This window comes from Pseudomonas graminis (genome assembly GCF_004364335.1).
Classification (GTDB): Bacteria; Pseudomonadota; Gammaproteobacteria; order Pseudomonadales; family Pseudomonadaceae; genus Aquipseudomonas; species Aquipseudomonas graminis_D.
On record NZ_SOCR01000006.1, the window covers coordinates 191,818 to 218,610 of the forward strand.

Annotated in this window: 19 protein-coding genes and 2 tRNA genes; 7 read left to right on the top strand and 14 right to left on the bottom strand. The window is 60.8% G+C overall.

The genetic code is table 11. The annotated features are described in order from the left end of the window. Positions 1-81 precede the first annotated feature (81 nt). From EC919_RS13075 to EC919_RS13090, 4 genes are all read left to right on the top strand, one after another. Positions 82-987, top strand: coding sequence for a LysR family transcriptional regulator (locus EC919_RS13075; RefSeq protein ID WP_133774511.1), 906 nt, complete (start codon positions 82-84; stop codon positions 985-987). Between the two features lie 327 nt (positions 988-1,314). Continuing rightward, a complete protein-coding gene (gene pncB / locus EC919_RS13080) occupies positions 1,315-2,514 on the top strand; it encodes a nicotinate phosphoribosyltransferase (protein ID WP_133774513.1) in 1,200 nt (399 codons plus the stop codon). Between the two features lie 58 nt (positions 2,515-2,572). After that, positions 2,573-3,400, top strand: coding sequence for an ammonia-dependent NAD(+) synthetase (nadE, locus tag EC919_RS13085; RefSeq protein WP_133774515.1), 828 nt, complete (start codon positions 2,573-2,575; stop codon positions 3,398-3,400). A gap of 296 nt (positions 3,401-3,696) precedes the next feature. Next, positions 3,697-4,725: a DUF1338 domain-containing protein gene (locus EC919_RS13090; RefSeq protein ID WP_133774517.1), complete on the top strand. Its 1,029-nt coding sequence runs from the start codon at positions 3,697-3,699 to the stop codon at positions 4,723-4,725. Here the strand turns inward: EC919_RS13090 and azu are convergent, their stop codons facing one another. Beyond that, positions 4,726-5,172: an azurin gene (gene azu, locus EC919_RS13095; RefSeq protein ID WP_133774519.1), complete on the bottom strand. Its 447-nt coding sequence runs from the start codon at positions 5,170-5,172 to the stop codon at positions 4,726-4,728. Positions 5,173-5,596: 424 nt separating this feature from the next. Between azu and EC919_RS13100 the strand changes: the two genes are divergently transcribed. After that, a complete protein-coding gene (locus EC919_RS13100) occupies positions 5,597-5,809 on the top strand; it encodes a hypothetical protein (protein ID WP_133774521.1) in 213 nt (70 codons plus the stop codon). A 142-nt stretch (positions 5,810-5,951) separates the two neighbouring features. On the opposite strand, the gene EC919_RS13105 is transcribed toward EC919_RS13100, so the two are convergent. The 11 genes from EC919_RS13105 to rnr all read right to left on the bottom strand — a co-directional run bounded on the left by EC919_RS13105 (position 5,952) and on the right by rnr (position 22,755). After that, complete coding sequence (locus EC919_RS13105; protein WP_133774523.1) at positions 5,952-6,848, bottom strand: transglutaminase family protein; 897 nt, start codon at positions 6,846-6,848, stop codon at positions 5,952-5,954. After that, positions 6,848-9,349 carry a circularly permuted type 2 ATP-grasp protein gene (locus EC919_RS13110; RefSeq protein WP_133774525.1) on the bottom strand — a complete coding sequence of 834 codons (2,502 nt, stop codon included), beginning with the start codon at positions 9,347-9,349 and terminating at the stop codon, positions 6,848-6,850. Before EC919_RS13110 ends, EC919_RS13105 begins: the two co-directional genes overlap by 1 nt. A gap of 136 nt (positions 9,350-9,485) precedes the next feature. Then, positions 9,486-12,779, bottom strand: coding sequence for a DUF2126 domain-containing protein (locus tag EC919_RS13115; protein ID WP_133774527.1), 3,294 nt, complete (start codon positions 12,777-12,779; stop codon positions 9,486-9,488). 248 nt (positions 12,780-13,027) lie between these two features. Continuing rightward, positions 13,028-15,337, bottom strand: a complete 2,310-nt coding sequence (locus EC919_RS13120) for a YgiQ family radical SAM protein (RefSeq protein ID WP_108119052.1) — start codon at positions 15,335-15,337, stop codon at positions 13,028-13,030. 168 nt (positions 15,338-15,505) lie between these two features. Continuing rightward, on the bottom strand, positions 15,506-16,903 hold the full coding sequence (gene dnaB, locus EC919_RS13125; protein WP_065987793.1) for a replicative DNA helicase: 1,398 nt from the start codon (positions 16,901-16,903) through the stop codon (positions 15,506-15,508). A gap of 149 nt (positions 16,904-17,052) precedes the next feature. After that, positions 17,053-17,499: a 50S ribosomal protein L9 gene (gene rplI / locus EC919_RS13130; protein WP_065987794.1), complete on the bottom strand. Its 447-nt coding sequence runs from the start codon at positions 17,497-17,499 to the stop codon at positions 17,053-17,055. A gap of 19 nt (positions 17,500-17,518) precedes the next feature. Continuing rightward, positions 17,519-18,415, bottom strand: a complete 897-nt coding sequence (locus EC919_RS13135; RefSeq protein WP_133774529.1) for a hypothetical protein — start codon at positions 18,413-18,415, stop codon at positions 17,519-17,521. A gap of 38 nt (positions 18,416-18,453) precedes the next feature. Continuing rightward, positions 18,454-18,684 (bottom strand): 30S ribosomal protein S18, encoded by a 231-nt coding sequence (gene rpsR / locus EC919_RS13140; RefSeq protein ID WP_037015707.1) that lies wholly within the window; start codon positions 18,682-18,684, stop codon positions 18,454-18,456. A 28-nt stretch (positions 18,685-18,712) separates the two neighbouring features. Continuing rightward, entirely contained in the window at positions 18,713-19,135 is a 423-nt protein-coding gene (gene rpsF, locus EC919_RS13145; protein WP_065987796.1) for a 30S ribosomal protein S6, read from the bottom strand. A 255-nt stretch (positions 19,136-19,390) separates the two neighbouring features. After that, positions 19,391-20,140: a 23S rRNA (guanosine(2251)-2'-O)-methyltransferase RlmB gene (gene rlmB / locus EC919_RS13150; protein WP_133774531.1), complete on the bottom strand. Its 750-nt coding sequence runs from the start codon at positions 20,138-20,140 to the stop codon at positions 19,391-19,393. Next, positions 20,137-22,755: a ribonuclease R gene (gene rnr, locus EC919_RS13155; RefSeq protein WP_133774533.1), complete on the bottom strand. Its 2,619-nt coding sequence runs from the start codon at positions 22,753-22,755 to the stop codon at positions 20,137-20,139. Before rnr ends, rlmB begins: the two co-directional genes overlap by 4 nt. Positions 22,756-22,968: 213 nt before the next feature. On the opposite strand from rnr, the gene EC919_RS13160 reads away from it, so the two are divergent. Together EC919_RS13160 and EC919_RS13165 are read left to right on the top strand one after the other, a co-directional pair. Further along, a tRNA-Leu gene (locus EC919_RS13160) sits at positions 22,969-23,055 on the top strand. A 192-nt stretch (positions 23,056-23,247) separates the two neighbouring features. Further along, positions 23,248-23,334 (top strand) — tRNA-Leu (locus EC919_RS13165). 75 nt (positions 23,335-23,409) lie between these two features. Here the strand turns inward: EC919_RS13165 and EC919_RS13170 are convergent. Then, complete coding sequence (locus tag EC919_RS13170; RefSeq protein WP_133774535.1) at positions 23,410-25,344, bottom strand: methyl-accepting chemotaxis protein; 1,935 nt, start codon at positions 25,342-25,344, stop codon at positions 23,410-23,412. Between the two features lie 150 nt (positions 25,345-25,494). Continuing rightward, positions 25,495-26,787 carry an adenylosuccinate synthase gene (locus EC919_RS13175; RefSeq protein ID WP_133774537.1) on the bottom strand — a complete coding sequence of 431 codons (1,293 nt, stop codon included), beginning with the start codon at positions 26,785-26,787 and terminating at the stop codon, positions 25,495-25,497. Between the last annotated feature and the right edge of the window lie 6 nt (positions 26,788-26,793).

Sequence of the window (26,793 nt, forward strand, 5' to 3'; positions counted from 1 at the left end):
GCTGGCCGGCGACACTGCAACAAACGACGATTAAGCGAGATATCATTCCGTTTTTTCATGCTGACGCTGAACGAGCCGAATATGCTGAGCAAACGCCATCTCCCGTCGGTCACCGCGCTGCAATGTTTTGAAGCGGTGACCCGTCACCTGAGTTTCACCCGCGCGGCCGAGGAGCTGAACCTCACCCAGAGCGCCGTCAGCAAGCAGGTCGCGCAGCTGGAAGAGTTGGTGCAGCACCTGTTGTTCCGAAGGGTTCGTCGGCGCCTGCAACTGACGCCAGCCGGTGCGCTGTACCTGGGCGAGGTGCGCAAAGTGCTCACGCAGATGGAGATGTCGACGCACTTCCTGCGCTCCTACGGCGGCGAAACCGAAGTGCTGCGCGTGTCGACGCCTTCGACCTTTGGCGCCCGCTGGCTGGTGCCACGACTCAAGGGCTGGCGCTTGCGTCATCCGCACATTCATCTGGATCTGGTCAACGAACAGGAAAGCGATGACCTGGCGCAGAGCCGCTGCGACCTCTCGTTCTATTTCGGCGGTGGCGCCCGACCCGGTGCCGAGAGCGTCAGGCTGTTCAGTGAAGAGCTGATCCCGGTCTGCGCCCCGGGCAGCCTGCCTGACCCACCCTTCACCGATCCTACGCAGTTGACCGATCTGGTCCTGCTGCAAAACGCGCATCGCCCCCAGGCTTGGCATGACTGGTTCGAAAGTCAGGGTTACCAGACCGAGCACAGCTATCACGGCCCGCGCTTCGAAACGATCTACATGTGCATTCGCGCGGCGCAAGTGGGCTGCGGCGTCGCGCTGCTGCCCCGGTTTCTGGTGGAAGAGGAGCTGGCGGACGGCAAGTTGATCATCCCCTGGCAACACGCACTGCCCAGTGAGGATGCCTATTACCTGGCTTACCCCGAGCACGCGGCCGAAGTGCCGAAGATTCGCGTGTTCGTGGAATGGATGCTCGAACAGCTCAACGAGCCAACGCCTCAGTAGTCTGGAAATCCGCAACATTGTAGGAGCGTGGCTTGTCCCGCGATCGGCTGCGTAGCAGTCGTAATCCGTTCCCCCTGTTGCGTCAGACAAACAGCATTCACCAGCATGACTGCCGCTGCGCGCCAGATCGCGGGACAAGCCACGCTCCTACCGGAAATCACCGTCCACCCAAACATTTCTGCCCCTCGTCCACGACGACTGGCATTATGTCGGCCATCGTCAATAACAAACCGGACGTACCGCCACAGCGCTACCGCAAGGTTGTATGCGACACCCAATTGAATCCCGGGCCGCACCTTGGCGGCCACTGCTGGCTGGAGCGACACAATGAGTGAGAGCGCTTTCGCGGACCGCATCGTGCAGAACCTGCTCGATACCGACCTCTATAAGCTGAGCATGATGCAGGCTGTGCTTCACAACTACCCCAACGTCGAAGTGGAGTGGGAGTTTCGCTGCCGCAACGGTGAAGACCTCAGGCCGTATCTGGCCGAGATCCGCCATCAGATCGAGCAGCTCTGCGACCTGTCGCTGAGTGTCGAGGAGAACGGTTTCCTCGAACGCATCAATTTCATGAAGCCCGACTTCCTGCGTTTCCTCGGGCTGTTCCGCTTCAACCTGCGCTACGTCCAGACCACCATCGAAAACGACGAACTGTGCATCCGCCTGTCCGGCCCCTGGCTGCACGTGATCCTCTTCGAAGTGCCCGTCCTGGCCATCGTCAGCGAAGTCCGCAATCGCCATCGCAACCCGGAAACCCTGCTCAGCCAGGCCCGCGATCAGCTGTATCGCAAGTTCGACTGGCTGAACGCAACCGCAACCGCTGATGAACTGGCGGAACTGAAAGTGGCAGACTTCGGCACGCGCCGGCGCTTCTCCTACGCGGTGCAGGAGGACGTGGTTTCGGTGCTGAAAAAGGATTTCCCCGGCCAGTTCGTTGGCACCAGCAACGTGCACCTGGCGCGCAAATTCGACCTCAAACCGCTGGGCACCATGGCCCACGAATGGATCATGGCCCATCAGCAACTCGGCCCGCGCCTGATCGACAGCCAGATTGCTGCCCTGGATTGCTGGGTGCGCGAGTACCGTGGCCTGCTGGGCATTGCGCTGACAGACTGCATCACCACCGATGCCTTCCTCGGTGATTTCGACCTGTTCTTTGCCAAGCTCTTCGACGGTCTGCGCCACGATTCGGGCGACCCTGTGCAGTGGGCCGAAAAATGCATCCGTCATTATCAAAAGCTGGGCATCGAGCCGATGAGCAAGACGCTGGTGTTCTCCGACGGATTGAATTTGCCCAAGGCGCTGGAAATATTCCGTGCGCTGCGGGGTCGCATCAACGTCAGTTTCGGGATCGGCACCAACCTGACCGCCGACATTCCGGGGATCCAGCCGATGAGCATCGTGCTGAAAATGACCGCCTGCGCCGGCCAGCCTGTCGCCAAGATTTCCGACGAGCCCGGCAAAACCCAGTGCAAGGACCCGGAATTCGTGTCCTATCTGCGCCACGTATTCAAGGTGCCAGCCTGAGTCGAGCACCGACCGCCGCCCTTTTTATGCCATTCCTTTTTTGCTCGAGGAGTCAATCATGCAAGACGTACAGCGCGAGATCGCCCGGCAGCTCAACGTCCAGCCGCCTTTCGCCAATGACGAAGCGCTGCAGGCGGAAGTCAGCCGCCGCGTGCAATTCATCAAGGACTGCCTGCATAACGCCCGCCTGAAGGTGCTGGTGTTGGGCATCAGTGGCGGCGTGGATTCGCTGACAGCGGGTCTGATGGCCCAACGCGCCATTCGCGAGCTGCGTGAAAGCACCGCCGACAAGGCGTACACATTCATCGCCGTGCGCCTGCCGTATCACATTCAGCACGACGAACATGAAGCCACGGCATCGGTGGATTTCATCAACCCGGACGAGCGTCACACGGTGGACATCGCGCCATCGGTGAAAGCGCTGGTTGATCAGATCAAATCCTTCGAAGGCCAGCCGGCCAATACCGTGGATTTCGTCAAGGGCAACATCAAGGCCCGGGCGCGGATGGTCGCGCAGTACGCTATTGCCGGCGTCAAAGGCGGTCTGGTCATCGGCACCGACCATGCAGCTGAGGCAGTCATGGGCTTCTACACCAAGTTCGGCGACGGCGCCTGCGACCTGGCGCCGTTGAGCGGCCTGGTGAAGAATCAGGTCCGCGCCATCGCCCGCAGCTTCGGCGCCCCGCAGAACCTGGTCGAGAAAGTCCCCACTGCCGACCTCGAAGAGCTGGTCCCCGGCAAACCGGACGAAGCGGCCCACGGCATCAGCTACGCAGAGATCGACGCCTTCCTGCACGGCGAACCGGTGAAGCAGGAAACCGCCGAGGTGATTGTCAGCACCTACCGCAAGACCCAGCACAAACGGGATCTGCCGTACGCGCCTTAACCCATCCGGGAACGGAAGCGTGCGCGCCTTTGGGTTGTCACTCCAGCCCCTCGGACGCATGCAAATCCTGTAGGAGCGCGCTTGCCCGCGAAAGCGTTTCGTCAGTCGCCATCTGCGTAACTGACCCAACTCATTCGCGGGCAAGCGCGCTCCTACAGTGATTCACGCGATACGCGGCGCAGGTCGAACGGCGCTGCATTCAAAAACGGAATGAACCCGTTATTTCTTTTCGCTTGATGGCACTCGCCATCACGGCTTACATAGCGCTCTGACTTCCCCGCCCAGAGCCGCTATCCATGACTGCTTTCCAAGGCCTCTTCACCCTCGTTGCGTCCACCGTCGGCCAGCCCGCTGCAGCATGGCTCGAACACCGCGTCGAGGTGCCCCAGGCGCTGGGCGGGTTTTCCTGGTCTGACGAGGCGGTGCATCGGGTCTGGCTCGCCGAAGCATTGAACCTGTGCCTGTTCCACAAGCTGGTAGAGGCCGTGCCCGACGGGCTTCGCTATGTGGACGAGCAATTCGAGGGCGGCCGCAAGGTGGTGTTCGACCACGGCGCCATCCGCACCGTCGATTGGGCGGACAACGGCGAACTGCCACGCGGGCGTCAGGCCTTCTCGCGCCTGCTCGAGCCGCTGGGCTTCACCGATGTGCGCACCTACCCGCTGACCAAACTGAACATGACCGGCTGGGGCTATCGCCAGATGGACCTGCCGGAGGACATCGCGCAGTTCTTCGTTTCCGAACTCCATCCCGGGCGCCTCAGCCAGGGGTTTCAAGACGCGGTCAGCCGTGTCGTCGGTTCGAACCGCGATCCGTTGAGCCCTGAAGACCTGAGCGTTCTGAGCCGCCTGCGCACCACCCGGCATTGCAGCGTCGCCGAGGCCACGCGCCTGCTACCGGCGCTGTATCGTGCGTTTGGACGCCAGCACGGCGTCGTTCGGGAAGATGACTATCGCCAACTGCTGAGCGAAAGCGCGGAAATGGCGTGGATCGCTACCGAAGGCAACAGCTTCAATCACCTGACCGATCGCGTTGAGGATCTGGAAGCGACGGTGGCAGAGCAAAATCGGCGCGAGCGGCCGATGAAGGACAGTATCGAGGTGTCAGGTTCGGGAAGGGTCATGCAGACCGCGTACAAGGCCTGCACGGTGAGCCGGGGGCTGTTGAACGCCGAGGGCGTCGTGGTGGCGCACCAGGTGCCGGGTTCATTCGTGGAGTTCATTCAGCGCAAGATCGACCCTGACAACGGCAGGATCGATCTCAACTTCGACAGCAGCAACGCCCAAGGCATCTTCAAGATGACCGACTCGAAGCAGGCCCAGTGATCACTTCAGCGTGACAGTGCCTTTCATCATGCCGATGTGGCCCGGGAACGAGCAGAAAAAGCCATATGCCTGGGCCGGATCCAGCCTGGATACGTCGAAGGTGACCGAATCCGACTCGCCCCCGCCGATGACTTTGGTGTGGGCAATAACACGCGCGTCACCGTCCTTCAGATAATCCTTGTCGATGCCGACGCTCATGCCGTCTGTGGCGATCTGCGACATGTCATCGTATTTGCTGATGACCAGGTTGTGGCCCATGACGGCCTTCGGCAGGCTGCCGGAGTGTTTCAGGTTGACGGTGAACTGCTTGCAGCTCTTGTCGATTTCGATGGCCTTGGTGGTAAACGTCATCTGGTCGGTGGAATCGACCTCGACCGAGCATTCAGCCGCCAGAAGGTGGCCGCTGGCCAAAGTCAGAATGGATGCAGCGACAAGCTTGCGAATCATGGTGCGTCTCCTGGTGGGGCAGTCTTCGATTTCGTATACAACGACCGCCCGAAACTAGAACAATTTATCAACCGTTTTACTGAGTACCTCTGCGCAGCCACTATCAGGGCCATCGAGACAATCAAACAGTCAGCGCTACGATGGCTGCATAAGATCGCCCTGTCACCCATCTTCAGGACGATCCCATGCAACTTTCCAGCATTTTTCGCAGCCTGCTCGCCGCTTACGCGTGCGGTGCATCCGGTAGTTACGACCGCGCAAGCCAGGCTTACGGCGTCTATCAACGCGCCGTTTCCAACGACTGACACCTGTAATGGCGGGCAACTGACCGGCATTGATGACCGGGTGAGGAAAAATACCACGCCGGTTTTGCACCATTCTCAGGCAGAATGTGCTGACTTATCGTCTGCCTCGAGGACTGCCCATGGCCAAACCCAACTATTCCTTCGCCAAACGCCAACGTGATCTGGCAAAAGAGCAAAAGAAAGAGGAAAAAGCACAGCGCAAGCAGGCCGAGAAGGCTGAAGCAGAGGCTGGAGAAGGTGCAGTAGCAGACGGCGAAAACGCCGAAGGCTCCACCGAAGCTGATGACGCCACCGACGTAAAAGGCTCCGCTGAAGAAAAGCCTGCTGAGTAATCATCTGATTCAGCGCAATGGGATGGATGAACGCGAAAATCTGTAGGAGTGAGCTTGCTCGCGATAGGATTTTCGCCGTGATCCATCCATTGGCTGGCACTCATCTATCGGGGGCAAGCGCGCTCCTTCAATGCGCCCCTACTCACATCGCAATCGGCATCACCGTCACACGTACTTCCGGGTCGTGGCTCCCGCCCCCCAGAATCACCCCCCGCAACGGCGACACGTCAGAAAAATCCCTCCCCCACGCCAGACTGATGTGCTCAAGCGCAGGCTGAACGTTGTTGGTCGGATCGAAATCCACCCAACCCAACACCGGACAGAACACCGACACCCACGCATGGGATGCATCGGCGCCGATCAGCCGTGGCTGACCGGGCGGCGGCTGGGTCAGTAGATAGCCGCTGACATAACGCGCCGCCAGCCCGCGCGAGCGCACGCAGGCCAGCATCAGATGGGCGAAGTCCTGACAGACGCCACGGCGGGTTTCCAGCACTTCCACCAGCGGCGTAGCAACCTGAGTGGCCTCGCCATCAAAGGTGAACTCCTCGAATATCTTCTCCATCAGCGCCTGCGCGCACAGCAGCAACGGCCGCCCCGCGGGAAAGCAGCTGGCGGAGAACTCGACGAACGTCTGCTTCAGATGCACGTAAGGCGATTCGAAGCGATAGCGGCAGGCATCGAGGATGTCCGGCGCCATCCTCGACGCGCTGTAGGTCAGCCGATGCTGCGCCTCGTCCCATGGGGCGGACCCATTGAAATCCAGCCGCGGCCGTTCCAGCACTTCAATGCGCAGGCGCGCGTTGACCTGCAGCTCATCGTGTGGGCGTTCGAATGCCAGGCGCGTCAGCGGATTGCCGAAAACGTCCAGCTCATCGCGGCGCGTGGTCGGCGTCGGGCTGATGACCAGATGCTGCTCCAGGCAACGCTGCCAGGGGCTGCGTCGCGGCCACAGATGGGCGAGCTGCTGCGCCAGGGAAACCGGGCTGTCGTATTTGTAATGCGTGTCGTGGAGGACCTGATAATGGGCGCTGTTCATCAGACCGACACCGTGCGCTGGCTGACGTCGTCGACATGGGCGAAATGACGCAGCGCAAGCCGGTCAGACACATGGCCGCTGGTCTCGCCGATGGTCTGCAGCAAATCCGCGAGCCCATCCAGCGCCGCCTTGACGCTGCTTTCACCGAACAGCCCTTCTTCCAGACAACCCAGATCGAACACCGACAGCCGCTGAATGAGCGTCGCGAGACTGTTGTCCTGGGGCACACCGAAATCCTCGTTCATGCGTTTCACCGAGCGGGCCACCAGCTTGAGCTGGAACATCACCGCGTGGGGGTTCTGATCGTCCAGCGCCAGCAAATCGAGTACCGGGATCAACTGCGGCAAGGCCAGATAGCGCGAGCGGTAAGTGATGCCGCTGTTGCCCAGCTCCAGCAGCCCGTCCAGTGCGTCCTGATGAAACACGGCCTCGCTGCGCAGGAATGCCGCCAGTGTCGTGCAAAGAAACTGCAAGCGCTCGATGCGCCGCCCGATCATCAGGAAACGCCAGCCCTCGTCGCGGGTCATGTCGTCCAGGGCGAAACCGGACAGCGCCGCCAGCGACATCACCAGACGGTTGAGAAAATCCAGCAGCTCGCCGAAATCAGGGCTCTCGGTCTCCAGGCTCATGGCTTCTCGCTGCAACTCCACCAGTGCCTGCCAGTTCTCGCGGGACAACTTGCCGCGCACCTGGGACGCCGCCCACTGCAAGCGCTGCAAGTTGGAGCGCAGGCTGAACGGCCAGTCGTCACCCAATAGCGCTTCGAGCAAACGTTCATGCAGCTCGCTCGGTTCGTCTTCGTCTTGAAGCGGCAGCAGATTCAACCGTTCGGCCAGCTCGACCGCCGCTTGCAGGGCGACCGGATCATCGCCATCGACATAGCGCGTGAGCATGATCCGCAGCAGGCGCGCGCTGTCGTCGCAGCGCTCGCAGTAACGGCCGAACCAGAACAGGTTTTCCACCACCCGCGACGGCAGATACGGGTCGCGCCGCACCAAATCGTGCACGCCCGGCGAATGGCGATTCTTCCACGGTTCGCTGCCCAGCGGGCGCTCGCCAAGGATCCAGGTGTCCTTGCTCGCCCCGCCGCGCTGCATCGACACCACGTCGGCGTCGGCATCGGCGGCCACGCGGGTCAATCCGCCCGGTAGCACACGATAGCCATCGGCCGTCGCTACCGCGTACACGCGCATGCCGATGGCGCGGGGCTGCAGCTGACTGTCCTCGCCCTGCCAGACCGGCGCGTGGGACAACTGCGCCAGCTCCTGCGCGACGTAGGCATAGGGCCGGGCCTGCATGCGCGCGGACAGGGCCTGGCGGTCTTCGGCGCTGAGATCGCGGCCGAACACCGGAGCGAAGCTCTGGGACGGGAACGCAGGCTTGATGAGCAGCTCGGGCATCTTCTCCAGCGCCTGGGCCAGCACCGGCGGCTCGCCGCACCACCACGTGGCGATCGACGGCAGCAGCAGCTCTTCACCAAACAGGTGTTCATTGATCTTGGGCAGAAACCCCAGCAGCCCGGGCGATTCCAGTACGCCGCTGCCTAAGGCATTGGCCACCAGCACGCGGCCCTGTCGCACCGCCTGCAGCAGGCCCGGTACACCCAGTGCCGAATCCGTGCGCAGTTCCAGCGGATCGCAGAAGTCGTCGTCAAGCCGGCGCATGATCGCGTGAACACGACGCAGACCGCTGAGGGTCTTCAGGTACACCGTGGCATCCCGCACAGTGAGGTCGCTGCCTTCCACCAGCGGATAGCCCAACTGACCGGCCAGATAAAGGTGCTCGAAATAGCTCTCGTTGAAACGTCCGGGCGTCAGCAACACCACCAACGGGGCTTCGTGGCTGGTCGGTGCCTGGCGCGCGAGTGTTTCCTGCAGCGACCGGAAGAAGTTCGAGAGGTGCTGGACTTGCATATCCCGGTACAACTCGGGAAAGGCTCGCGACACGATCAGACGGTTTTCCAGCGCATAACCGGCACCCGACGGCGCCTGAGTCCGGTCGGCGGTGACCCACCAGCGGCCATCGGGCGTGCGCGCCAGGTCTACCGCGTACACATGCAGGAACGTCCCTTCGGGGGGCTTCACGCCCTGGCATGGCCAGAGAAAATTGTTGTGGCCGAACACCAGTTCCGCCGGCAGCAGACCTTCGGCGATCAGTTCCTGCGGGCCGTAGAGATCAGCCAGCACGGCATTGAGCAAACGCGCGCGCTGGGCGATGCCGGCCGCCAGTGGCTGCCACTCTTCCAGTGGAATCACGTGGGGCAGCATGTCCAGTTCCCAGGGCCGATCGGCACCCTTGGGGTCGGCGTAGACGTTATAGGTGACGCCGTTTTCCTGAATCTGCCGGGCGAGCAGCGCCTGACGCTGGATGAGCTGCGCAGGTGTGCTGCGCTGGAGATGCTCGTACAGACGCTGCCAATGCGGCCGAACGGCGCCGCTGGCATCCAGCATCTCGTGGTAGGTACCCGGGGTGAGCGGATAGTGGTCAAGCAGGTCAGGCATGGAAGGCTCGGCAGACAGCAAAAGGACTCGAATCAACTGCGCTCAGAGTAGCGCAGACAACATGACACGCAGGGGCGCTTTCCATGTTTGGACGTGCGGCACGGCGACCTGACCCCACGTCAGGTCGCCGACGCGGCTACCGATGCAGGCGCAGGTCCAGGGTCATCGGCAGTTCATCGTTGAGGGTCAGCGCTGGAACCTCCAGTTTGCCGGGGCTGTGGCCGACCCGGAAGAACCGCGCCAGACGTCGGCTTTCCGCTTCATTGGCGTTCACCGGCAGGGTTTCGTAATTGCGCCCGCCAGGGTGGGCGACATGATACTCGCAGCCCCCCAGCGAACGCTGCATCCAGGTGTCGAGAATGTCGAAAACCAGCGGCGCATGCACCGGAATCGTCGGCTGCAAGGCATTGGTCGGCTGCCAGGCGCGGTAACGCACTCCCGCGACGAACTCGCCCACGCGCCCGGTCGGCTGCAGGGGCACCGGCACGCCGTTGCAGGTGAGCATGTAACGCTGCGGCGGCAGGCCGGTGACCTTCAGCTGCAAGCGCTCAAGTGACGAGTCCACGTAGCGAACCGCGCCACCCGCTGCCCCCTCCTCGCCCAGCACGTGCCACGGCTCCAGCGCCTGACGCAACTCCAGCTCGATGCCGCTGACGGCGTAGTCGCCAACCTTCGGAAAGCGAAACTCCAGATGCGCCGCGAACCACTCGGCGCGCACGGGATAACCGGCGCTGTTGAGCTCGGCGATGACGTCGGCGAAATCCTGCTCGATGAAGTGCGGCAGCATAAAGCGGTCGTGCAACTCGGTGCCCCAGCGCGCCAGTTTCGCCGGTGCATAGGGTTCGCGCCAGAAACGCGCAACCAGTGCCCGCAGCAATAGCTGCTGCGCCAGGCTCATGCGCGCGTGCGGCGGCATCTCGAACGCGCGCAGTTCCAGCAGGCCCAACCGGCCGGTCGCGCCGTCGGGCGAGTACAACTTGTCGATGCAAAATTCGGCGCGATGGGTGTTGCCGGCCACGTCGATCAGCAGGTTGCGCAGCAACCGGTCCACCAGCCACGGCACGCATTCTTCGCCCGGCTCGGGCATTTGCGAAAAAGCGATTTCCAGCTCGTACAGCGAGTCGTTGCGTGCTTCGTCGACCCGCGGTGCCTGCGAGGTCGGGCCGATGAACAACCCGGAGAACAGATAGGACAGTGACGGGTGGTTATGCCAGTAGCTCAACAGGCTGCGCAGCAGATCCGGCCGACGCAGGAAGGGCGAGTCGCCCGGGGTCGCGCCACCGAGGACAAAATGGTTGCCGCCGCCGGTGCCTGTATGGCGCCCGTCGATCATGAATTTCTCCGTGGTCAGCCGGGTCAGGCGCGCCTGTTCGTAGAGAAACTCGGTGCGTTCGACCAGCTCGTCCCACGTGGACGAAGGCTGCACGTTGACCTCGATCACGCCCGGATCCGGGGTGATGCGGAAGTTCGCCAGACGCGGATCGCTCGGTGGCTCGTACCCTTCCAGCAACACTGGGCAGCGCATGTCCTCGGCGGTCGCTTCAATCGCGGCGACCAGTTCCAGATAGGCCTCAAGGGACTGCAGCGGCGGCATGAACAGATACAACCGCCCGCCCCGCGCCTCCGCGCTCAATGCAGTGCGAGTCAGCCAATCGGCGGACTCGTCTATATCAGGTTCGCGGTCTACGCCCGGATCACCCTGCTCTGCCAGGCTGTTCAGTCGCGACTGAACCTCGTCGCGGTCGGGCAACTCGGCAAATGCCTGATTGTGGTCGGTCGGATGGATATACGGGTATTCCGCCGCCTTGACCCAAGGCTGGGAAGCCAGTGGCAGGCGATAGCCTAGCGCGGAGTCCCCCGGTACCAGACGGCAATGCTCGTCGCGCAGGTACCAGCGACCACTCTGCCAGTGATCGTCGGCCGCGGTGCGCGCCAGCGGCAGAACGTGGCCGATGATCGTGTCCAGCCCTTGGGAGAACACTTTGCGCAGGCGCGCGCGTTCGAGCGGGTCTTCGAGACGCGAGGCTTCGGCGCTGACGTTTTTGGGCAGCGCGCCCTCACGCCACAGGTAATAGAAACGGTCTTCGTAGGCGGGGAAAACGTAGCGAGTCGGCAGCTTGAGTCGCTCGGCCACGCTGCGCAGGAAACTGCCCGCCATCTCGCTGTCGGCGCCATAGTCCCGGGTTTCGTCAGCCACCAGCGCGTTGTTGTGCCAAACCGGTTGCCCGTCCTTACGCCAGAAGCAGTTCAGCGACCAGCGCGGCAGTTGCTCACCGGGGTACCACTTGCCCTGACCAAAATGGACGATGCCCTGGGGCGCGTAGTGGTCCCGCATGCGCTGATACAACTCGGCGGAGAGCAGGCGCTTCTTCGGACCCAGCGCGGCAGTGTTCCATTCGTCGCCATCACGGTCGTCGATGGACACAAAGGTCGGCTCGCCGCCCATGGTCAGGCGCACGTCGTTGGCGGCCAGATCGCTGTCGATCTGCCGACCCAGCGCCTGAATGTCCTGCCACTGCTCTTCGGTGTAGGGCTTGGTGACGCGCGGCGCCTCCCAGATACGCTGCACCGACATCTCGTGGGTGAACTCGGTTTTGCAGGGCTCGACCATGCCACTGATCGGCGCCGCCGAGGACGGCTCGGGACTGCACGCCAACGGGATGTGACCCTCACCGGCAAACAAGCCGGAAGTCGCGTCAAGGCCGACCCAGCCAGCGCCTGGCAGATACACCTCGCACCAGGCATGCAGGTCAGTGAAATCAACGTCAGTGCCGGACGGTCCGTCCAGCGCTTTGACATCGGCCTTGAGCTGAATCAAATACCCGGACACAAACCGCGCGGCCAGGCCCAGGTGACGCAGCAACTGCACCAGCAGCCACGCCGAATCACGGCAGGAACCGGAAGCGTTTTCGAGGGTGTATTCCGGCGTCTGAATGCCCGGTTCCATGCGGATCAGGTAGCCGATGTCATTGGCCAGACGCTGGTTGAGCCCCACCAGAAAGTCGATCGCCGGAATAGGCGTACGGTCGATGCTGTCCAGGTACGCCTGGAATCTTGGGGTCAGCGGCAGCTTTTCCAGATAGGGCTGCAGCTCGTGGTGCTCTTCGCGGGCATAGGTGAACGGGATCTTGTCTGCATACGGCTCGAGGAAAAAATCGAAGGGGTTGAACACCGCCATTTCGGCGACCAGATCCACTTCGATGCGCAGCTCGTTAGTCTTTTCCGGGAACACCAACCGCGCCAGGTAATTACCCTGCGGGTCCTGCTGCCAGTTGATGAAGTGGTTTTCGGGGAGGACTTTCAGCGAATACGACAATACCCGCGTGCGGCTGTGAGCCGCCGGTCGCAAGCGGACGATCTGCGGACCCAGCTCAACCGCGCGTTCGTAGCGGTAATGCGTGACATGGTGCAAGGCAATGTGAATCGACACGGCGTGCCTCCTGCGAGCCTGGACGGTAACGGAGCTGCGCAAGACTTATGCCACCCCGGCAAATCAAGCGCCTCCGGCCTGGAGGTAGCTTGTTCAGCCAAGCACAGCACCAAAATCGCGCCCGCTTCAACGAATGGTGCAAGGGTCGCACGGAAATGAGGCGGGTGGGGTTATTTGCACCGGAATGCAAAACGCCAGCTCGAAAGCTGGCGTTTTGTTGGAGCGAAGAAGCGTTGGCGCGAGGGCCCTTACCGTGGAAAAACCGGCTGGCGCGAAGGCTTCTTGCTCTTGCCGCCTTTGCCACCCTTGGCGGCGTCCGCGCGTTCCTTGGCGGCGTCCCTGTTACGAGCAGCCGCAGCGGCCTTGGCCTCTTCGCGCTTGTCCCAAGGCTTGCTGCCGTCGCTCGCGCGTTGAGGCAAACCCGTGTGCTGCGTCAGGATCTTGGTGGTCTTGGCGACCTTGTGGCTGCCGGCCGGCGTCGAGTTCTTGCGGCGCGCGCTCTGATAGCTATCGGTTTCAACCTGATGCAGCGGAATCAACTGGTGCTTGCCCGGCCCGATCAGATCGGCACGGCCCATCCGCTCCAGCGCTTCACGCAGCATCGGCCAGCCCTTCGGGTCGTGGTAGCGCAGGAACGCCTTGTGCAGACGGCGCTGCTCTTCGCTCTTGACGATGGTGACCGAGTCGCTCTTGTACGTGACCTTGCGCAGTGGGTTCTTGCCAGAGTGGTACATGGCCGTTGCACTGGCCATCGGCGACGGATAGAACGCCTGCACCTGATCCGCACGGAAGCCGTTACCCTTAAGCCACAGCGCGAGGTTCATCATGTCTTCGTCGGTCGTGCCCGGGTGGGCCGCGATGAAGTAAGGAATCAGGTACTGCTCTTTGCCTGCTTCCTTGGAGTACTTCTCGAACATGCGCTTGAACTTGTCATAGCTGCCAATGCCCGGCTTCATCATCTGGTTGAGCGGACCCTCTTCGGTGTGCTCAGGTGCAATCTTCAGGTAACCGCCGACGTGGTGGGTCACTAGCTCCTTGACGTACTCGGGGGATTCAACAGCCAGGTCGTAACGCAGACCGGAGGCAATCAGAATCTTCTTCACGCCGGGCAGTTCACGGGCGCTGCGGTACAGCTGAATCAATGCCGAGTGATCGGTATTCAGGTTCGGGCAGATACCCGGGAACACGCACGACGGCTTGCGGCACGCCGATTCGATTTCCGGGCTCTTGCACGCGATGCGATACATGTTCGCCGTCGGCCCGCCGAGGTCGGAAATCACGCCGGTGAAACCAGGAACCTTGTCACGGATCTCTTCGATCTCGCGAATGATCGAGTCGTGGGATCGGTTCTGGATGATCCGGCCTTCGTGCTCGGTGATCGAGCAGAACGTACAGCCGCCAAAGCAGCCGCGCATGATGTTCACCGAGAAACGGATCATGTCGTAGGCCGGAATCTTCTCCTTGCCGTACACCGGGTGCGGAATGCGCGCGTACGGCATGCCGAACACGTAGTCCATCTCTTCGGTGGTCATCGGAATGGGCGGCGGGTTGAACCAGACGTCCACTTCGCCGTGCTTCTGAACCAGCGCGCGGGCGTTGCCCGGGTTGGTCTCAAGGTGCAGCACGCGGTTGGCGTGGGCATAAAGAACCGCGTCGCCGCGCACTTTCTCCATCGACGGCAGACGGATGACCGTCTTGTCGCGGGTCATGCGCGGGCTCGCCAGAATCTGCACGACCTTCGCTTCGTTCGGATCCTCGACGTCACCCTTTTCCTGCTCGATGGCACAGGCCTGAGTGTCTTGAGTGTTCACGTACGGGTTGATGATCTTGTCGATCTTGCCTGGACGGTCGATGCGCGTGGAATCGACTTCATACCAGCCTTCCGGCGTATCGCGACGAATGAACGCGGTGCCGCGCACGTCAGTGATGCTTTCGATCGTCTCGCCGTACGACAGGCGAGTGGCCACTTCGACGATGGCCCGCTCGGCATTGCCGTACAGCAGGATGTCGGCGCAGGCGTCGATCAGGATCGAGTTGCGAACCTTGTCCTGCCAGTAGTCGTAGTGAGCGATGCGGCGCAGCGATGCTTCGATGCCACCCAGAACGATAGGCACGTTCTTGTAGGCTTCCTTGCAACGCTGGCTGTAGACCAGACTCGCACGGTCCGGACGCTTGCCCGCCATGCCGCCCGGCGTGTACGCATCGTCGGAGCGAATCTTTTTGTCGGCGGTGTAACGGTTGATCATCGAATCCATGTTGCCGGCCGCGACGCCGAAGAACAGGTTCGGCTCGCCGAGCTTCATGAAGTCGTCCTTTGACTTCCAGTCAGGCTGCGCAATGATCCCGACGCGGAAGCCTTGGGACTCCAGCAGCCGGCCGATGATTGCCATGCCAAACGACGGGTGATCGACGTAGGCATCACCCGTGACAATGATGATGTCGCAGGAATCCCAGCCAAGCTGATCCATTTCTTCCCGGCTCATGGGCAGGAAAGGCGCTGGTCCGAAACATTCGGCCCAGTACTTCGGATAGTCAAATAACGGCTTGGCTGCTTGCATATCGATGACCAGTGTTCGTGTCAGGGGGCGATTTTCGCGTAGAAATTCGCGGGCGCGGAGAATAGCACAAATTTTGATCAAGTCCGACGACAGTAGTCGGATAAGTGATCGGCATGACTCTCGATTCTGATGCCCTTCCAGCATCAGAGTCGCGGTCCAGAGCCCTACTTATTCATCATCATCAAAGTTGTAACTGCCCGGCGCAAGGTTCTCGAAGCGGGTGTACTTGCCGATGAACGCCAGCCGGATGAACCCGATCGGGCCGTTCCGCTGCTTGCCGATGATGATTTCAGCGATGCCCTTGTGTTCGGTCTCGGGGTGATACACCTCATCCCGGTACACGAACATGATGACGTCGGCGTCCTGCTCGATCGCTCCGGATTCCCGCAAGTCGGAGTTCACCGGGCGCTTGTTGGGACGTTGCTCGAGGGAGCGGTTGAGCTGGGACAGCGCGACCACCGGGCAATTGAATTCCTTGGCGAGCGCTTTCAGGGAACGGGAGATCTCGGAAATCTCGTTCGTCCGGTTATCGCCACTCGAGCCAGGGATCTGCATCAGCTGCAGGTAGTCGATCATGATCAGGCCGATATCCCCGTGTTCACGGACCAGACGCCGCGTACGCGCTCGCATCTCGGAGGGGCTGATGCCGGCCGTGTCGTCGATGAACAGCTTGCGATCGTTGAGCAGGTTGACCGCCGACGTCAGGCGCGGCCAGTCATCGTCATCCAGCTGACCGGAACGTACTTTGGTCTGGTCGATACGACCGAGCGACGACAGCATACGCATGATCAGCGATTCGCCTGGCATCTCAAGCGAGTAGACCAGCACCACCTTGTCGCTGCGCAGCACCGCGTTTTCCACGAGGTTCATCGCGAAGGTGGTCTTACCCATCGACGGACGGCCTGCGACGATGATCAAGTCAGACTGCTGCAGACCGCTGGTCTTTTCATCAAGGTCGGCGTAGCCCGTGGAGAGACCGGTGATGCCGTCACCGATGTTGAACAGCGTATCGATACGGTCAATCGCACGGGTCAGCAGGTCGTTGACACTGACCGGCCCGCCCGTTTTGGGCCGCGCCTCTGCAATCTGAAAGATCTGCCGTTCGGCCTCGTCAAGAATCTCTTCAGCGGTACGCCCTTCCGGGTTGAACGCACTGTCAGCGATCTCGGTACTGATGCCGATCAATTGACGCAGCGTTGCGCGCTGGCGAACGATCTGGGCATAGGCCTTGATGTTCGCCACGGACGGAATGTTCTTCGCCAGTTCCGACAGGTAGCCCAGACCACCGACTTGGGAGGTCTGGCCTTCCTTGTCGAGCTGCTCGGCCAGGGTGACGACGTCGATCGGCTGGTTTTGATCGGCCAGTTTGGCGATGGCGCGGAATATCAGACGGTGGTCATGACGATAGAAGTCGCCATCCGACACCTGATCAAGCACGCGTTCCCAGGCGTTGTTGTCCAGCATCAAACCACCGAGCACAGCCTGTTCGGCCTCGATGGAATGCGGCGGCACCTTCAGGGCAGCGGTTTGCAGGTCATATTGCTCGGGAGCGGAGATGTCGTTCATGGCCACACGGAAATCAGGGGGTTGAATCAGGATACTCAGAAATGACAAAGGGCACGACCTGCGAACAGGAACGTGCCCAATGCTAACCAACCGAGGAGCGAGTCATCAGCCGGTCAGACTTCTGCACCGAAGCGCAGAAACCATACTGCTTAAGCAGCTACAACAACAACGCGAACGGTGGCTTCAACATCGCTGTGCAGGTGCACGGCTACGTCGTATTCGCCAACGTTACGGATGGTGCCGTTCGGCAGACGAACTTCAGCTTTAGCCACTTCAACGCCGGAGGCGGTCAGTGCGTCAGCGATGTCGTGAGTACCGATCGAACCGAACAGCTTGCCTTCGTCACCAGCGGTGGCAGTGATAGTCACTTCCAGCTCAGCCAGTTGAGCAGCACGAGTTTCAGCAGAAGCTTTCTTCTCGGCGGCAGCTTTTTCCAGCTCTGCACGACGCTCTTCAAACGCGGCCACGTTGGCAGCGGTTGCAGCGGTTGCTTTGCCGAAAGGCAGCAGGAAGTTACGACCGTAGCCAGCCTTAACGTTTACTTTATCGCCCAGGTTGCCCAGGTTGGCGACTTTTTCCAGCAGGATGAGTTCCATTTGGTAAAACCTCTTAACTTTAACCTTCACCGTTCGCAGAACCGCTATCGGCATCTTTCGACGCCAGACGGCCGCGAAAATCAATCAGGCTGTCGACAATGGCAAACACCACCAGCAACGGATAGATCAGCTGCATGAACACCAACAGCGTGACGTACAACCCCACCAGCCAGAACCGTGTCAGGCGCTTTGCAGCCACCAGACCGTGAACCAGGGCCAGGCCCGCGAACATGAGCGGCACGCTGCACAACGGTGTCAGCATCGCCAGTAGAGGACCAAAGTTCGGCCCCACCAACATGCACACCAGCAGCACCAGCATCGGTGCCCGCGGGAGTTTCAGGCTGCGAAATTCTCGCCCGAAACCGCCCGGGTTATACAACAACGCCTGCCAGTAACGCCCAAGGAGCAGGCATACCACGCTGACGATCTGCAACAACGCTGCAATCAGGCCATTAAGGACGGGAGTAATCAGTGCCCCCAGACGCGCTCGCTCTTCTACCGACATCTGCTGGTAGACATCACCGAAGACCTGGGGCAGGAGCTTTTGCAGCTCCCCCGCCATGGCTTCGATGGGCTCGCGAAACACCGCGCCCAAAACCACTGCATACAACAATCCAACCGCCACGCTGACAAGCAGCACGCGGACCCAGGACTCGCTGGCACGCAACACGGCGGCCAACCCCCAGGAACCCAGCAACACCATCAGGGTGCGGGGTTCACCGAAATACCACCAGACCAATGCCGGCAGCAGAGCCCAGGCAAGGACGCCTAACGCGTCACTCAACCCGCGTCGCAGGAGCACAAGGCAACCTGCGGCAGCACTCAACCAGAACAACAGCGGCAATGCCGCACATCCAACCACTACGAGAGTGGCCTGCATGCGGCCGCGCATGATGAATTCAGCCATGGCGCGCATGCGATCTATCCCTTACTGCGTTTGTCGACTACCTGGTCTCAGCGGCCGTGGCTGTCGGTGTAGGCCAACAGGGCCAGGAAGCGGGCGCGCTTGATAGCGGTAGCCAGCTGACGCTGATAACGAGCTTTGGTACCAGTAATGCGGCTAGGAACGATCTTGCCGGTTTCAGATACGTAGGCTTTCAGGGTGTTGAGATCTTTGTAATCGATCTCCTTCACATTTTCAGCTGTGAAGCGGCAGAATTTACGACGACGGAAGAAACGTGCCATGTAATGGGCTCCTCAAAAGGTCCGTGGATTACTCGTCAGCGTTATCGCTGTTGTCGCTGTCATCACCATCGGCGCCATCGGCGTCGGAGTGCTCAGGACGGTCGCGACGCTCACGGCGCTCACTGCGGTTTTCTTCAGCCTTGAGCATTTCGGACTGGCCAGTAACAGCTTCGTCGCGACGGATGACAAGGTTACGGATCACGGCATCGTTGTAACGGAAGTTGTCTTCCAGCTCGGCCAGAGCCTTGCCAGTGCACTCAACGTTCAGCATCACGTAGTGAGCCTTGTGAACATTGTTGATTGCATAGGCCAGTTGACGACGGCCCCAATCTTCCAGACGGTGGATCTTGCCGCCGTCTTCTTCGATCAGCTTGGTGTAACGCTCTACCATGCCGCCGACTTGCTCGCTCTGGTCCGGGTGAACCAGAAAGATGATTTCGTAATGACGCATGAATGCTCCTTACGGGTTGTAGCCTGCCGCCAAAGCGGTCAGACAAGGAGTGAATAACACTGGTTTATCTTGCACAGGGACAGGCACATGAGCGCCTGCCATGACAGCAAGGGGCGCAATTGTAGAGAAGGGGTGGGAGGGGCGCAAGGAGATTGGTGAATATTTGAACAATGGTAATGCGCTACAAGCTACAAGCTACAAGCTACAAGCTGGAGCGTGAACCGCTCGATCTTGAGGCTTGCAGCTTGAAGCTGATTACTTCCGCGCAGCGGCGCGCTGGCGCAGGGCTTCGAACAGGCAGACGCCCGTCGCCACCGAAACGTTGAGACTGCTGACGCTGCCAGCCATCGGCAGGCGCACCAGATAGTCACAGTGCTCACGGGTCAGGCGGCGCATGCCTTTGCCCTCGGCACCCATGATCAGGATGGTCGGGCCGGTCAGATCCTGCTGGTACAACTCCTGCTCGGCCTCACCTGCGGTGCCGACAACCCACAGGCCGCGCTGCTGGAGTTTTTCCAGCGTGCGCGCCAGGTTGGTCACGGCTACGAGAGGAATGACCTCCGCCGCGCCGCACGCCACTTTCCGAACGGTCGGCGTCAATGTCGCGGACTTGTCCTTGGGCACGATCACCGCCAGAGCACCGGCTGCGTCGGCGGTCCGCAAGCAAGCGCCGAGATTGTGCGGATCGGTGACGCCATCCAGAACCAGTATCAGCGGCGGACCTTCGGTGCGGTCCAGCAGCTCGTCAAGCATCGCTTCGCCCCAGACCTGGCTCGGACTGACGTCCGCCACCACGCCCTGATGAACACCTTCTACCCAGGCATCCATTTCGCGGCGCTCGGCCTGCCCCACCGACACGCGATTCTGCGCAGCAAGCTCGATCAGTACCTGAACCCGAGGATCACTGCGCCCTTCAGCCAGCCAGATCTGCTTGACCCGCTTCGGGTGATGACGCAACAGCGCCTCTACGGCATGAACACCGTAGATTTTTTCAAGCTGACTCATGACTTCGCCTTAGGTTTGCGCACGCTACCGCTGCTTGCAGCAGGGGCCGAGCCCGATTTCGACGAACCCTTGCGGTGTTTGCTCGACTTACCGGAAGCGCCGGCAGAATCACTCGTCGACTTTCCCGACGATGCCTTGCTACCACCCTTGGCTTCAGTCAGCAGCGCTTTTTTCATTTCACGGCTTTTACGTACTTCCGCATTCTTGGCAGCCGCATCGCTTGGCCGGTAGGCCTCGGCAACAGGCTCTTTCGCAGTGCGGCGCCCAGACTTGGAAGCAGACGACGATTCCCTGGAATCCTTGCCCTTCTCTGTCGCGGCAGGCTCGGACGTCCGACGCTTGCGGCCGATCGGCGCGCTGGTGGTCTTCTCGGACATTTCGAAATCGATCTTGCGCTCGTCAAGATCAACACGCATGACGCGCACTTCAACGGTGTCGCCCAGACGGAAGCTACGACCTGTGCGCTCGCCGGCCAGACGATGGTGGACCGGATCGAAGTGGTAGTAGTCACCCGGCAATGCGGTGACGTGAACCAGGCCTTCGACGTAGATATCGGTCAACTCGACGAACAGACCAAAGCCGGTAACAGCTGTGATCACGCCCGGGAACGACTCCCCTACACGGTCTTTCATGAACTCGCATTTCAGCCAGTTCGTGACATCGCGGGTCGCCTCATCGGCACGGCGCTCGCTCATCGAGCACTGCTCGCCCAATTGCTCGAGCATCGCTTCGTCGTACGGGTAAATACGCGCCTTCGGAATGACGGGAGCACCGGCACGACGAACGTGCGGAGTTTCCTGTTTGGAGCGGATCACACTGCGGATCGCACGGTGAGTCAGCAAGTCCGGGTAGCGACGAATCGGCGAGGTGAAGTGGGTATAGGCTTCGTAATTCAGGCCGAAGTGGCCATGGTTATCGGAGCTGTACACCGCCTGGCTCAACGAACGCAGCATCACAGTCTGGATCAGGTGGTAATCCGGGCGGTCCTTGATGGTTTCGAGCAGCGCCTGATAATCCTTCGGCGTTGGACCGTCTTTGCCCTTGTGCAGGGAAAGACCCAACTCGCCGAGGAACGCACGCAGCTTTTCCAGACGCTCAGGCGGCGGACCGTCGTGGACGCGGTACAGCGCAGGGATCTCGTGCTTCTTGAGGAACGCCGCAGTCGCCACGTTCGCCGCAAGCATGCATTCTTCGATCAGCTTGTGCGCATCGTTTCGAGTGGTCGGGCGGATCTCGGCGATCTTGCGCTCGGTCCCGAAAATGATCCGGGTTTCCTGGGTTTCAAAATCGATGGCACCGCGAACATGCCGGGCACCCAGCAGGACTTTGTACAGCGCATAAAGCTGCTTCAGGTGCGGCACGACGTCGCCATACTGCTCGCGCAGCTGCTTGGCTTCGGCGGCTTTCGGATGCTCCAGCATCGAGCTGACTTTGTTGTAGGTCAGACGCGCATGGGAGTGAATCACGGCTTCGTAGAAAACGTAGTCGGTCATCTCGCCGGTTTTGGAAATCGTCATCTCGCAGACCATCGCCAGACGATCAACCAGCGGATTCAGCGAGCACAGGCCGTTGGACAGTTGCTCAGGCAGCATCGGGATCACGCGCTCGGGGAAATACACCGAGTTGCCGCGCACCTGAGACTCAGCGTCCAGCGCCGAACCGAGTTTCACGTAGCTTGATACGTCGGCGATGGCCACGTAGAGCTTCCAGCCGCCGGAGAACAGGCGCAGCTTGCCGGGCTTGGCTTCGCAGAAAACAGCATCGTCGAAGTCGCGAGCATCTTCACCGTCGATGGTGACAAATGGCAGATGACGCAGATCGACGCGGTTTTCCTTGTCCTTCTCTTCGACTTCCGGCTTGAGCTTGGCGGCTTCCTTCAGCACAGCCTCGGGCCAGACGTGAGGGATGTCGTAGGTACGCAGCGCGACATCGATCTCCATGCCGGGCGCCATGTAATTACCCACCACTTCAACCACGTCGCCTTGAGGCTGAAAGCGCGGGGTCGGCCAGTGAGTGATTTTCACCTCGACGAACTGACCAACCTTGGCACCGTTGTTACGGCCCGGGGTGATTAACACCTCTTGCTGGATTTTTGGGTTGTCCGGCTGGACGAAACCGATGCCGCTTTCTTCGAAGTAGCGACCCACCACGGTTTCGTGCGCGCGGGAGATGACCTCGACGATCACACCTTCGCGGCGACCGCGACGGTCCAGACCCGAGACGCGCGCCAGTGCACGGTCACCGTCGAACACCAGACGCATTTGCGCAGGGCTCATGAACAGGTCGTCAGAGCCGTCATCCGGGACCAGGAAGCCGAAGCCGTCACGGTGACCGCTGATGCGACCCAGAATGAGGTCCAGCTTGTCGACTGGCGCGTACGTGCCGCGCCGGGTGTAAATCAGTTGCGCGTCGCGCTCCATGGCACGGAGCCGACGTCGCAGGGCCTCGATCTGATCTTCAGTCGTCAGGCCAAATTCTTCCACCAACTGCTCGCGGGCAGCGGGCGAACCGCGCTCGGAGAGGTGCGCCAGAATCAGCTCACGGCTAGGGATGGGGTTTTCGTATTTTTCCGCTTCACGAGCGGCCTCGGGATCGAGGGACTGCCAATCGGCCATTAGAATGAGTTCACCTTATCTGTATGTAATTAGTTTGGCATATACCAGATTGAAACGCGAAGACAGCGTTTGCTGGGACTTTTCGCTATTTCAAATTATTTTTGCACGGGGGCTTTACAGCCTTCAATCTCCTCCGTAAGATGCGCCCCACAACGACGGCACTGCCAAGTTGTAGTTGAAATCAAACGAAATATCGAATGAAATCAACGAACTGCCCAGATGGTGAAATTGGTAGACACGCCAGCTTCAGGTGCTGGTGACCGCAAGGTCGTGGAAGTTCGAGTCTTCTTCTGGGCACCAATTCAACGAAACCGAGCCTAGGCTCGGTTTTGTGCATTTTGCGGTTTGAAAAGTCAAGCGTCGCAAAACAACCTCAGCGTAGATCACCTCCCCTGCCCTGTCCTCCCCGCAAATGAATCGCCGCTCCGCTTCTCCAACAAATTCAAAAATTCAGTTGCACTCCTGCGAAAAATCTAATTAAATCAGCGCCATGCCCAGATGGTGAAATTGGTAGACACGCCAGCTTCAGGTGCTGGTGACCGCAAGGTCGTGGAAGTTCGAGTCTTCTTCTGGGCACCAAACAAACAAAACCGAGCCAAGTGCTCGGTTTTGTGCTTTCTGGGGCTATGCAATTACCCCCAGCAGTGCGCAAAACTACGCCCGGAACTGCCCCAGACTGGCCTTGAGCTGGGCAGCAAGTCTGTCCAGCGTCTTGCCGCTGGCGGTCGTTTCCACCACGGCTTGCGCCGCTTTCTCGGCTTGGGCATGAATAACCTCTACACGCCCCCGCACCGCTTGCGCGCCTTGAGCCTGATGCTCTGCCGCACGAGTCGCCAGGCCGATCGCCGCATGAACCTGCTCGACAGACACCTGCACCGATTGCTGCAGCCGAGCGCTGTCCTTCAGTACCGCGAGCCCTTCCTTAGCCTGACGCCCGGCGAGCCCAATCGTTGCCACTGCTTCGCGCGCCCCGGATTGCAGCTTGGCAATGTGCTCCTGGATATCGCCCGTTGAGCTTTGCGTTTTGCTCGCCAACGCGCGCACTTCATCGGCAACAACGGCGAAGCCTCGACCGGTTTCGCCCGCGCGTGCCGCTTCAATGGCCGCGTTGAGGGCAAGCAGGTTGGTTTGCTCGGCGATGCCATGGATCACCTCCAGCACCACCTCAATCTGCTGGCTTTGCTGCGCCAGCCGTTCGATGACCTGGGCGCCGGTCTCTACCTGCCCGGCCAGCGCTTCGATCAAACTGCCCACCTGATTGGAAGTGCGTGTGTTTTCATCGGTTGCCTGGCGAATATCCACCACCTGTCGCAATGCGGCCTGCATGGCCTGGCTCTCGGCCTGCGCTTCGTCAGCCATTTGCGCCAGCGCTTGAAGGCTGGCAGCCACCTCATCGCGCTGCAACTCCGCCGCGGCGCCCGCGCCCGCATTGCGCTTGCTCATGGCGCCAATTTCGACGCCCGTCTGCTGCGCTACATCCCCCGCCTCTCGAACGATCGGCTGCAGCTTGTCGACAAAGCGGTTCACGGCTGCAGCCATGTCACCAATCTCATCGTTGCTGTTGAGTTTGACGCGCTTGGTCAGATCGCCTTCGCCTGCCGCCAGGTCATCCAGCGCACGGTTGAGCAACTGCAGGCGCAGCACGACGCGGCGCCCCAGCACGATGGCCAACACCACCAGCACACCGAGCCCCACCAGAGACAGCCCGACGCCGATTCTCCAGCGCAGCGTGGTCGCAGCCTCCTGCACAGCGGAGCTGGTATTGGTCGCCATCGCAGTGGCTGACGATTGCGCCGTTTGCAGACGCGAGCGCAACGCGGCAGAGCTCTCCGCCGCAGCACCGCCAAGGCTTTCCGAGACCAGTTGATCACCGCTGCCGATCAACGCAACGAAGCGCTTGTCCAGCGCAGCCAGATTCTCTTCCACCGACGCGGTAGAGACGCCCATGCGGACTTTGCCGATCTCGACGCCGTTGGGGCTGATCGATGCTTCGACGTAATACACCGAAGGGTCTTTGCGCGCCGCGCTCAGGACCTTGTCCATGGCGCGCTCGCCTTCGCCTTTCGCCAGCAGCGCCTTGACCGATTCGTTCTCCCGATTCAGGTAACGCGTCAGGTGTTCGCCCTGAGCATCGTCGTAGACCACGAACAGTACGTTCGGATTGCGTTGCGCACGGCGCGCGAACTCCGACAGCGTCGGCGTATCCCCGTCCCACATCGCCCGTGGCGCGACAGCAGCCAATAGCTCGGCCATGTCCGTCGCTGAATCCTGAAGGTCTTTCTCCAGCGTCGCACGCAGTTGCTTCTGTTCATCTTTGAGACGCGTCGACAGGCCGGCGCTCAGGCGCTGACGTGTATTTTGCGAAAGCCTGTCCAGGCTGGATGTTACGTCGCGGCTCGCCTGTTCCAGTTCGCCGGTCAAGTGTTGCGAATCTACACTCAGCCGCGCTGCCAACTCAGCTTCAAGCGCAGTAACGGTGCTCCGAGTGAGGGCGACGGCAACCAGCACCTGCACCAGAAGGGCGATACCAAGAGCAATGAACACCGGTCGCAGCAAGCGACTGCGCAGAAGAGAAGTAACGGCCGACACAGGAGATCCCTCACCACACACGACAGCAAAATGCTGGCATTGTCTTATAAGTGGAATCACAGCAAGCGTCGTGCCGCAGTGGCCGGTAGTTTTCAACGGGCAAAATAAAGGGCTGCCGAAGCAACCCTTTGTTTTTGTTTCAACGACTTATCAATCGAACGGATGACGCAGAACGATCGTTTCGTTGCGGTCAGGGCCCGTCGAAATAATGTCGATCGGTGCACCGACCAACTCTTCGAGGCGCTTGATGTAAGCGCGAGCGTTGGCAGGCAGCTCTTCCAGGGTCTTGGCACCCAAGGTCGACTCGGACCAGCCCGGCACTTCTTCGTACACTGGCTCCAGGCCGATGTAGCTGTCAGCGTCGGTCGGCGCTTCGATCACTGCACCGTTCTCGTTCTTGTAGCCCACGCAGATGTTGATGGTCTCGAGACCGTCAAGCACGTCCAGCTTGGTCAGGCAGATGCCCGAGATGCTGTTGACGTCGATGGCGCGACGCAGGATAACGGCGTCGAACCAGCCACAGCGACGCGCACGGCCGGTGGTTGCACCGAACTCGTGGCCGCGCTTGGCCAGGAACGCACCAACGTCGTCGAACAGCTCAGTCGGGAACGGACCCGAACCCACGCGAGTGGTGTAGGCCTTGGTGATGCCCAGGATGTAATCCAGGTACATCGGACCCATGCCCGAACCAGTGGCGATGCCGCCCGCAGTGGTATTCGAACTGGTGACGTACGGGTAGGTACCGTGGTCGATGTCCAGCAAGGAGCCCTGGGCACCTTCAAACATGATGTCTTTGCCGGCGCGACGCATTTCGTGCAGCGTTGCGGTGACGTCGAGCATCATCGGCTTGAGCAGCTCGGCGTATTCCATGCACTCATCGAGTGTTTTCTGGAAGTCGATCGCCGGCTCTTTGTAGTAATTGACCAGAACGAAGTTGTGGTAATCCAGCAGCTCGCCCAGTTTGGCGGCGAAGCGCTCGCGGTGGAACAGATCACCGATGCGCAGACCACGACGCGCAACCTTGTCTTCGTAAGCCGGGCCGATGCCGCGACCGGTCGTGCCGATCTTGTGTTCGCCACGGGCCTTCTCGCGGGCCTGATCAAGGGCCACGTGGTAGGACAGGATCAGCGGGCAGGACGGGCTGATGCGCAGACGCTCGCGCACCGGAATGCCCTTCTCTTCCAGCTTGGTGATTTCGCGCATGAGCGCATCAGGCGCAACAACTACGCCGTTGCCGATCAGGCACTGCACGCCTTCGCGCAGGACGCCGGACGGAATCAGGTGCAGGACGGTTTTTTCGCCGTCGATCACCAGCGTGTGGCCAGCGTTGTGGCCGCCTTGATAGCGCACTACCGCGGTTGCATGTTCGGTCAGCAGATCAACGATCTTGCCTTTGCCCTCATCACCCCATTGGGTGCCCAGGACTACGACATTCTTACCCATAACACT

Bases quoted from the DNA above. Each gene is read 5' to 3' on its own strand.
- rlmB (WP_133774531.1), bottom strand. From the start codon at position 20,140: ATGAGTCAGCTTGAAAAAATCTACGGTGTTCATGCCGTAGAGGCGCTG.
- EC919_RS13100 (WP_133774521.1), top strand. From the start codon at position 5,597: ATGGCCAAACCCAACTATTCCTTCGCCAAACGCCAACGTGATCTGGCA.
- rpsR (WP_037015707.1), bottom strand. From the start codon at position 18,684: ATGGCACGTTTCTTCCGTCGTCGTAAATTCTGCCGCTTCACAGCTGAA.
- dnaB (WP_065987793.1), bottom strand. From the start codon at position 16,903: ATGAACGACATCTCCGCTCCCGAGCAATATGACCTGCAAACCGCTGCC.
- EC919_RS13135 (WP_133774529.1), bottom strand. From the start codon at position 18,415: ATGCGCGCCATGGCTGAATTCATCATGCGCGGCCGCATGCAGGCCACT.
- rpsF (WP_065987796.1), bottom strand. From the start codon at position 19,135: ATGCGTCATTACGAAATCATCTTTCTGGTTCACCCGGACCAGAGCGAG.
- rplI (WP_065987794.1), bottom strand. From the start codon at position 17,499: ATGGAACTCATCCTGCTGGAAAAAGTCGCCAACCTGGGCAACCTGGGC.
- nadE (WP_133774515.1), top strand. From the start codon at position 2,573: ATGCAAGACGTACAGCGCGAGATCGCCCGGCAGCTCAACGTCCAGCCG.
- rnr (WP_133774533.1), bottom strand. From the start codon at position 22,755: ATGGCCGATTGGCAGTCCCTCGATCCCGAGGCCGCTCGTGAAGCGGAA.
- EC919_RS13110 (WP_133774525.1), bottom strand. From the start codon at position 9,349: ATGCCTGACCTGCTTGACCACTATCCGCTCACCCCGGGTACCTACCAC.
- azu (WP_133774519.1), bottom strand. From the start codon at position 5,172: ATGATTCGCAAGCTTGTCGCTGCATCCATTCTGACTTTGGCCAGCGGC.
- EC919_RS13120 (WP_108119052.1), bottom strand. From the start codon at position 15,337: ATGCAAGCAGCCAAGCCGTTATTTGACTATCCGAAGTACTGGGCCGAA.
- EC919_RS13105 (WP_133774523.1), bottom strand. From the start codon at position 6,848: ATGAACAGCGCCCATTATCAGGTCCTCCACGACACGCATTACAAATAC.
- EC919_RS13090 (WP_133774517.1), top strand. From the start codon at position 3,697: ATGACTGCTTTCCAAGGCCTCTTCACCCTCGTTGCGTCCACCGTCGGC.
- EC919_RS13075 (WP_133774511.1), top strand. From the start codon at position 82: ATGCTGAGCAAACGCCATCTCCCGTCGGTCACCGCGCTGCAATGTTTT.
- pncB (WP_133774513.1), top strand. From the start codon at position 1,315: ATGAGTGAGAGCGCTTTCGCGGACCGCATCGTGCAGAACCTGCTCGAT.
- EC919_RS13175 (WP_133774537.1), bottom strand. From the start codon at position 26,787: ATGGGTAAGAATGTCGTAGTCCTGGGCACCCAATGGGGTGATGAGGGC.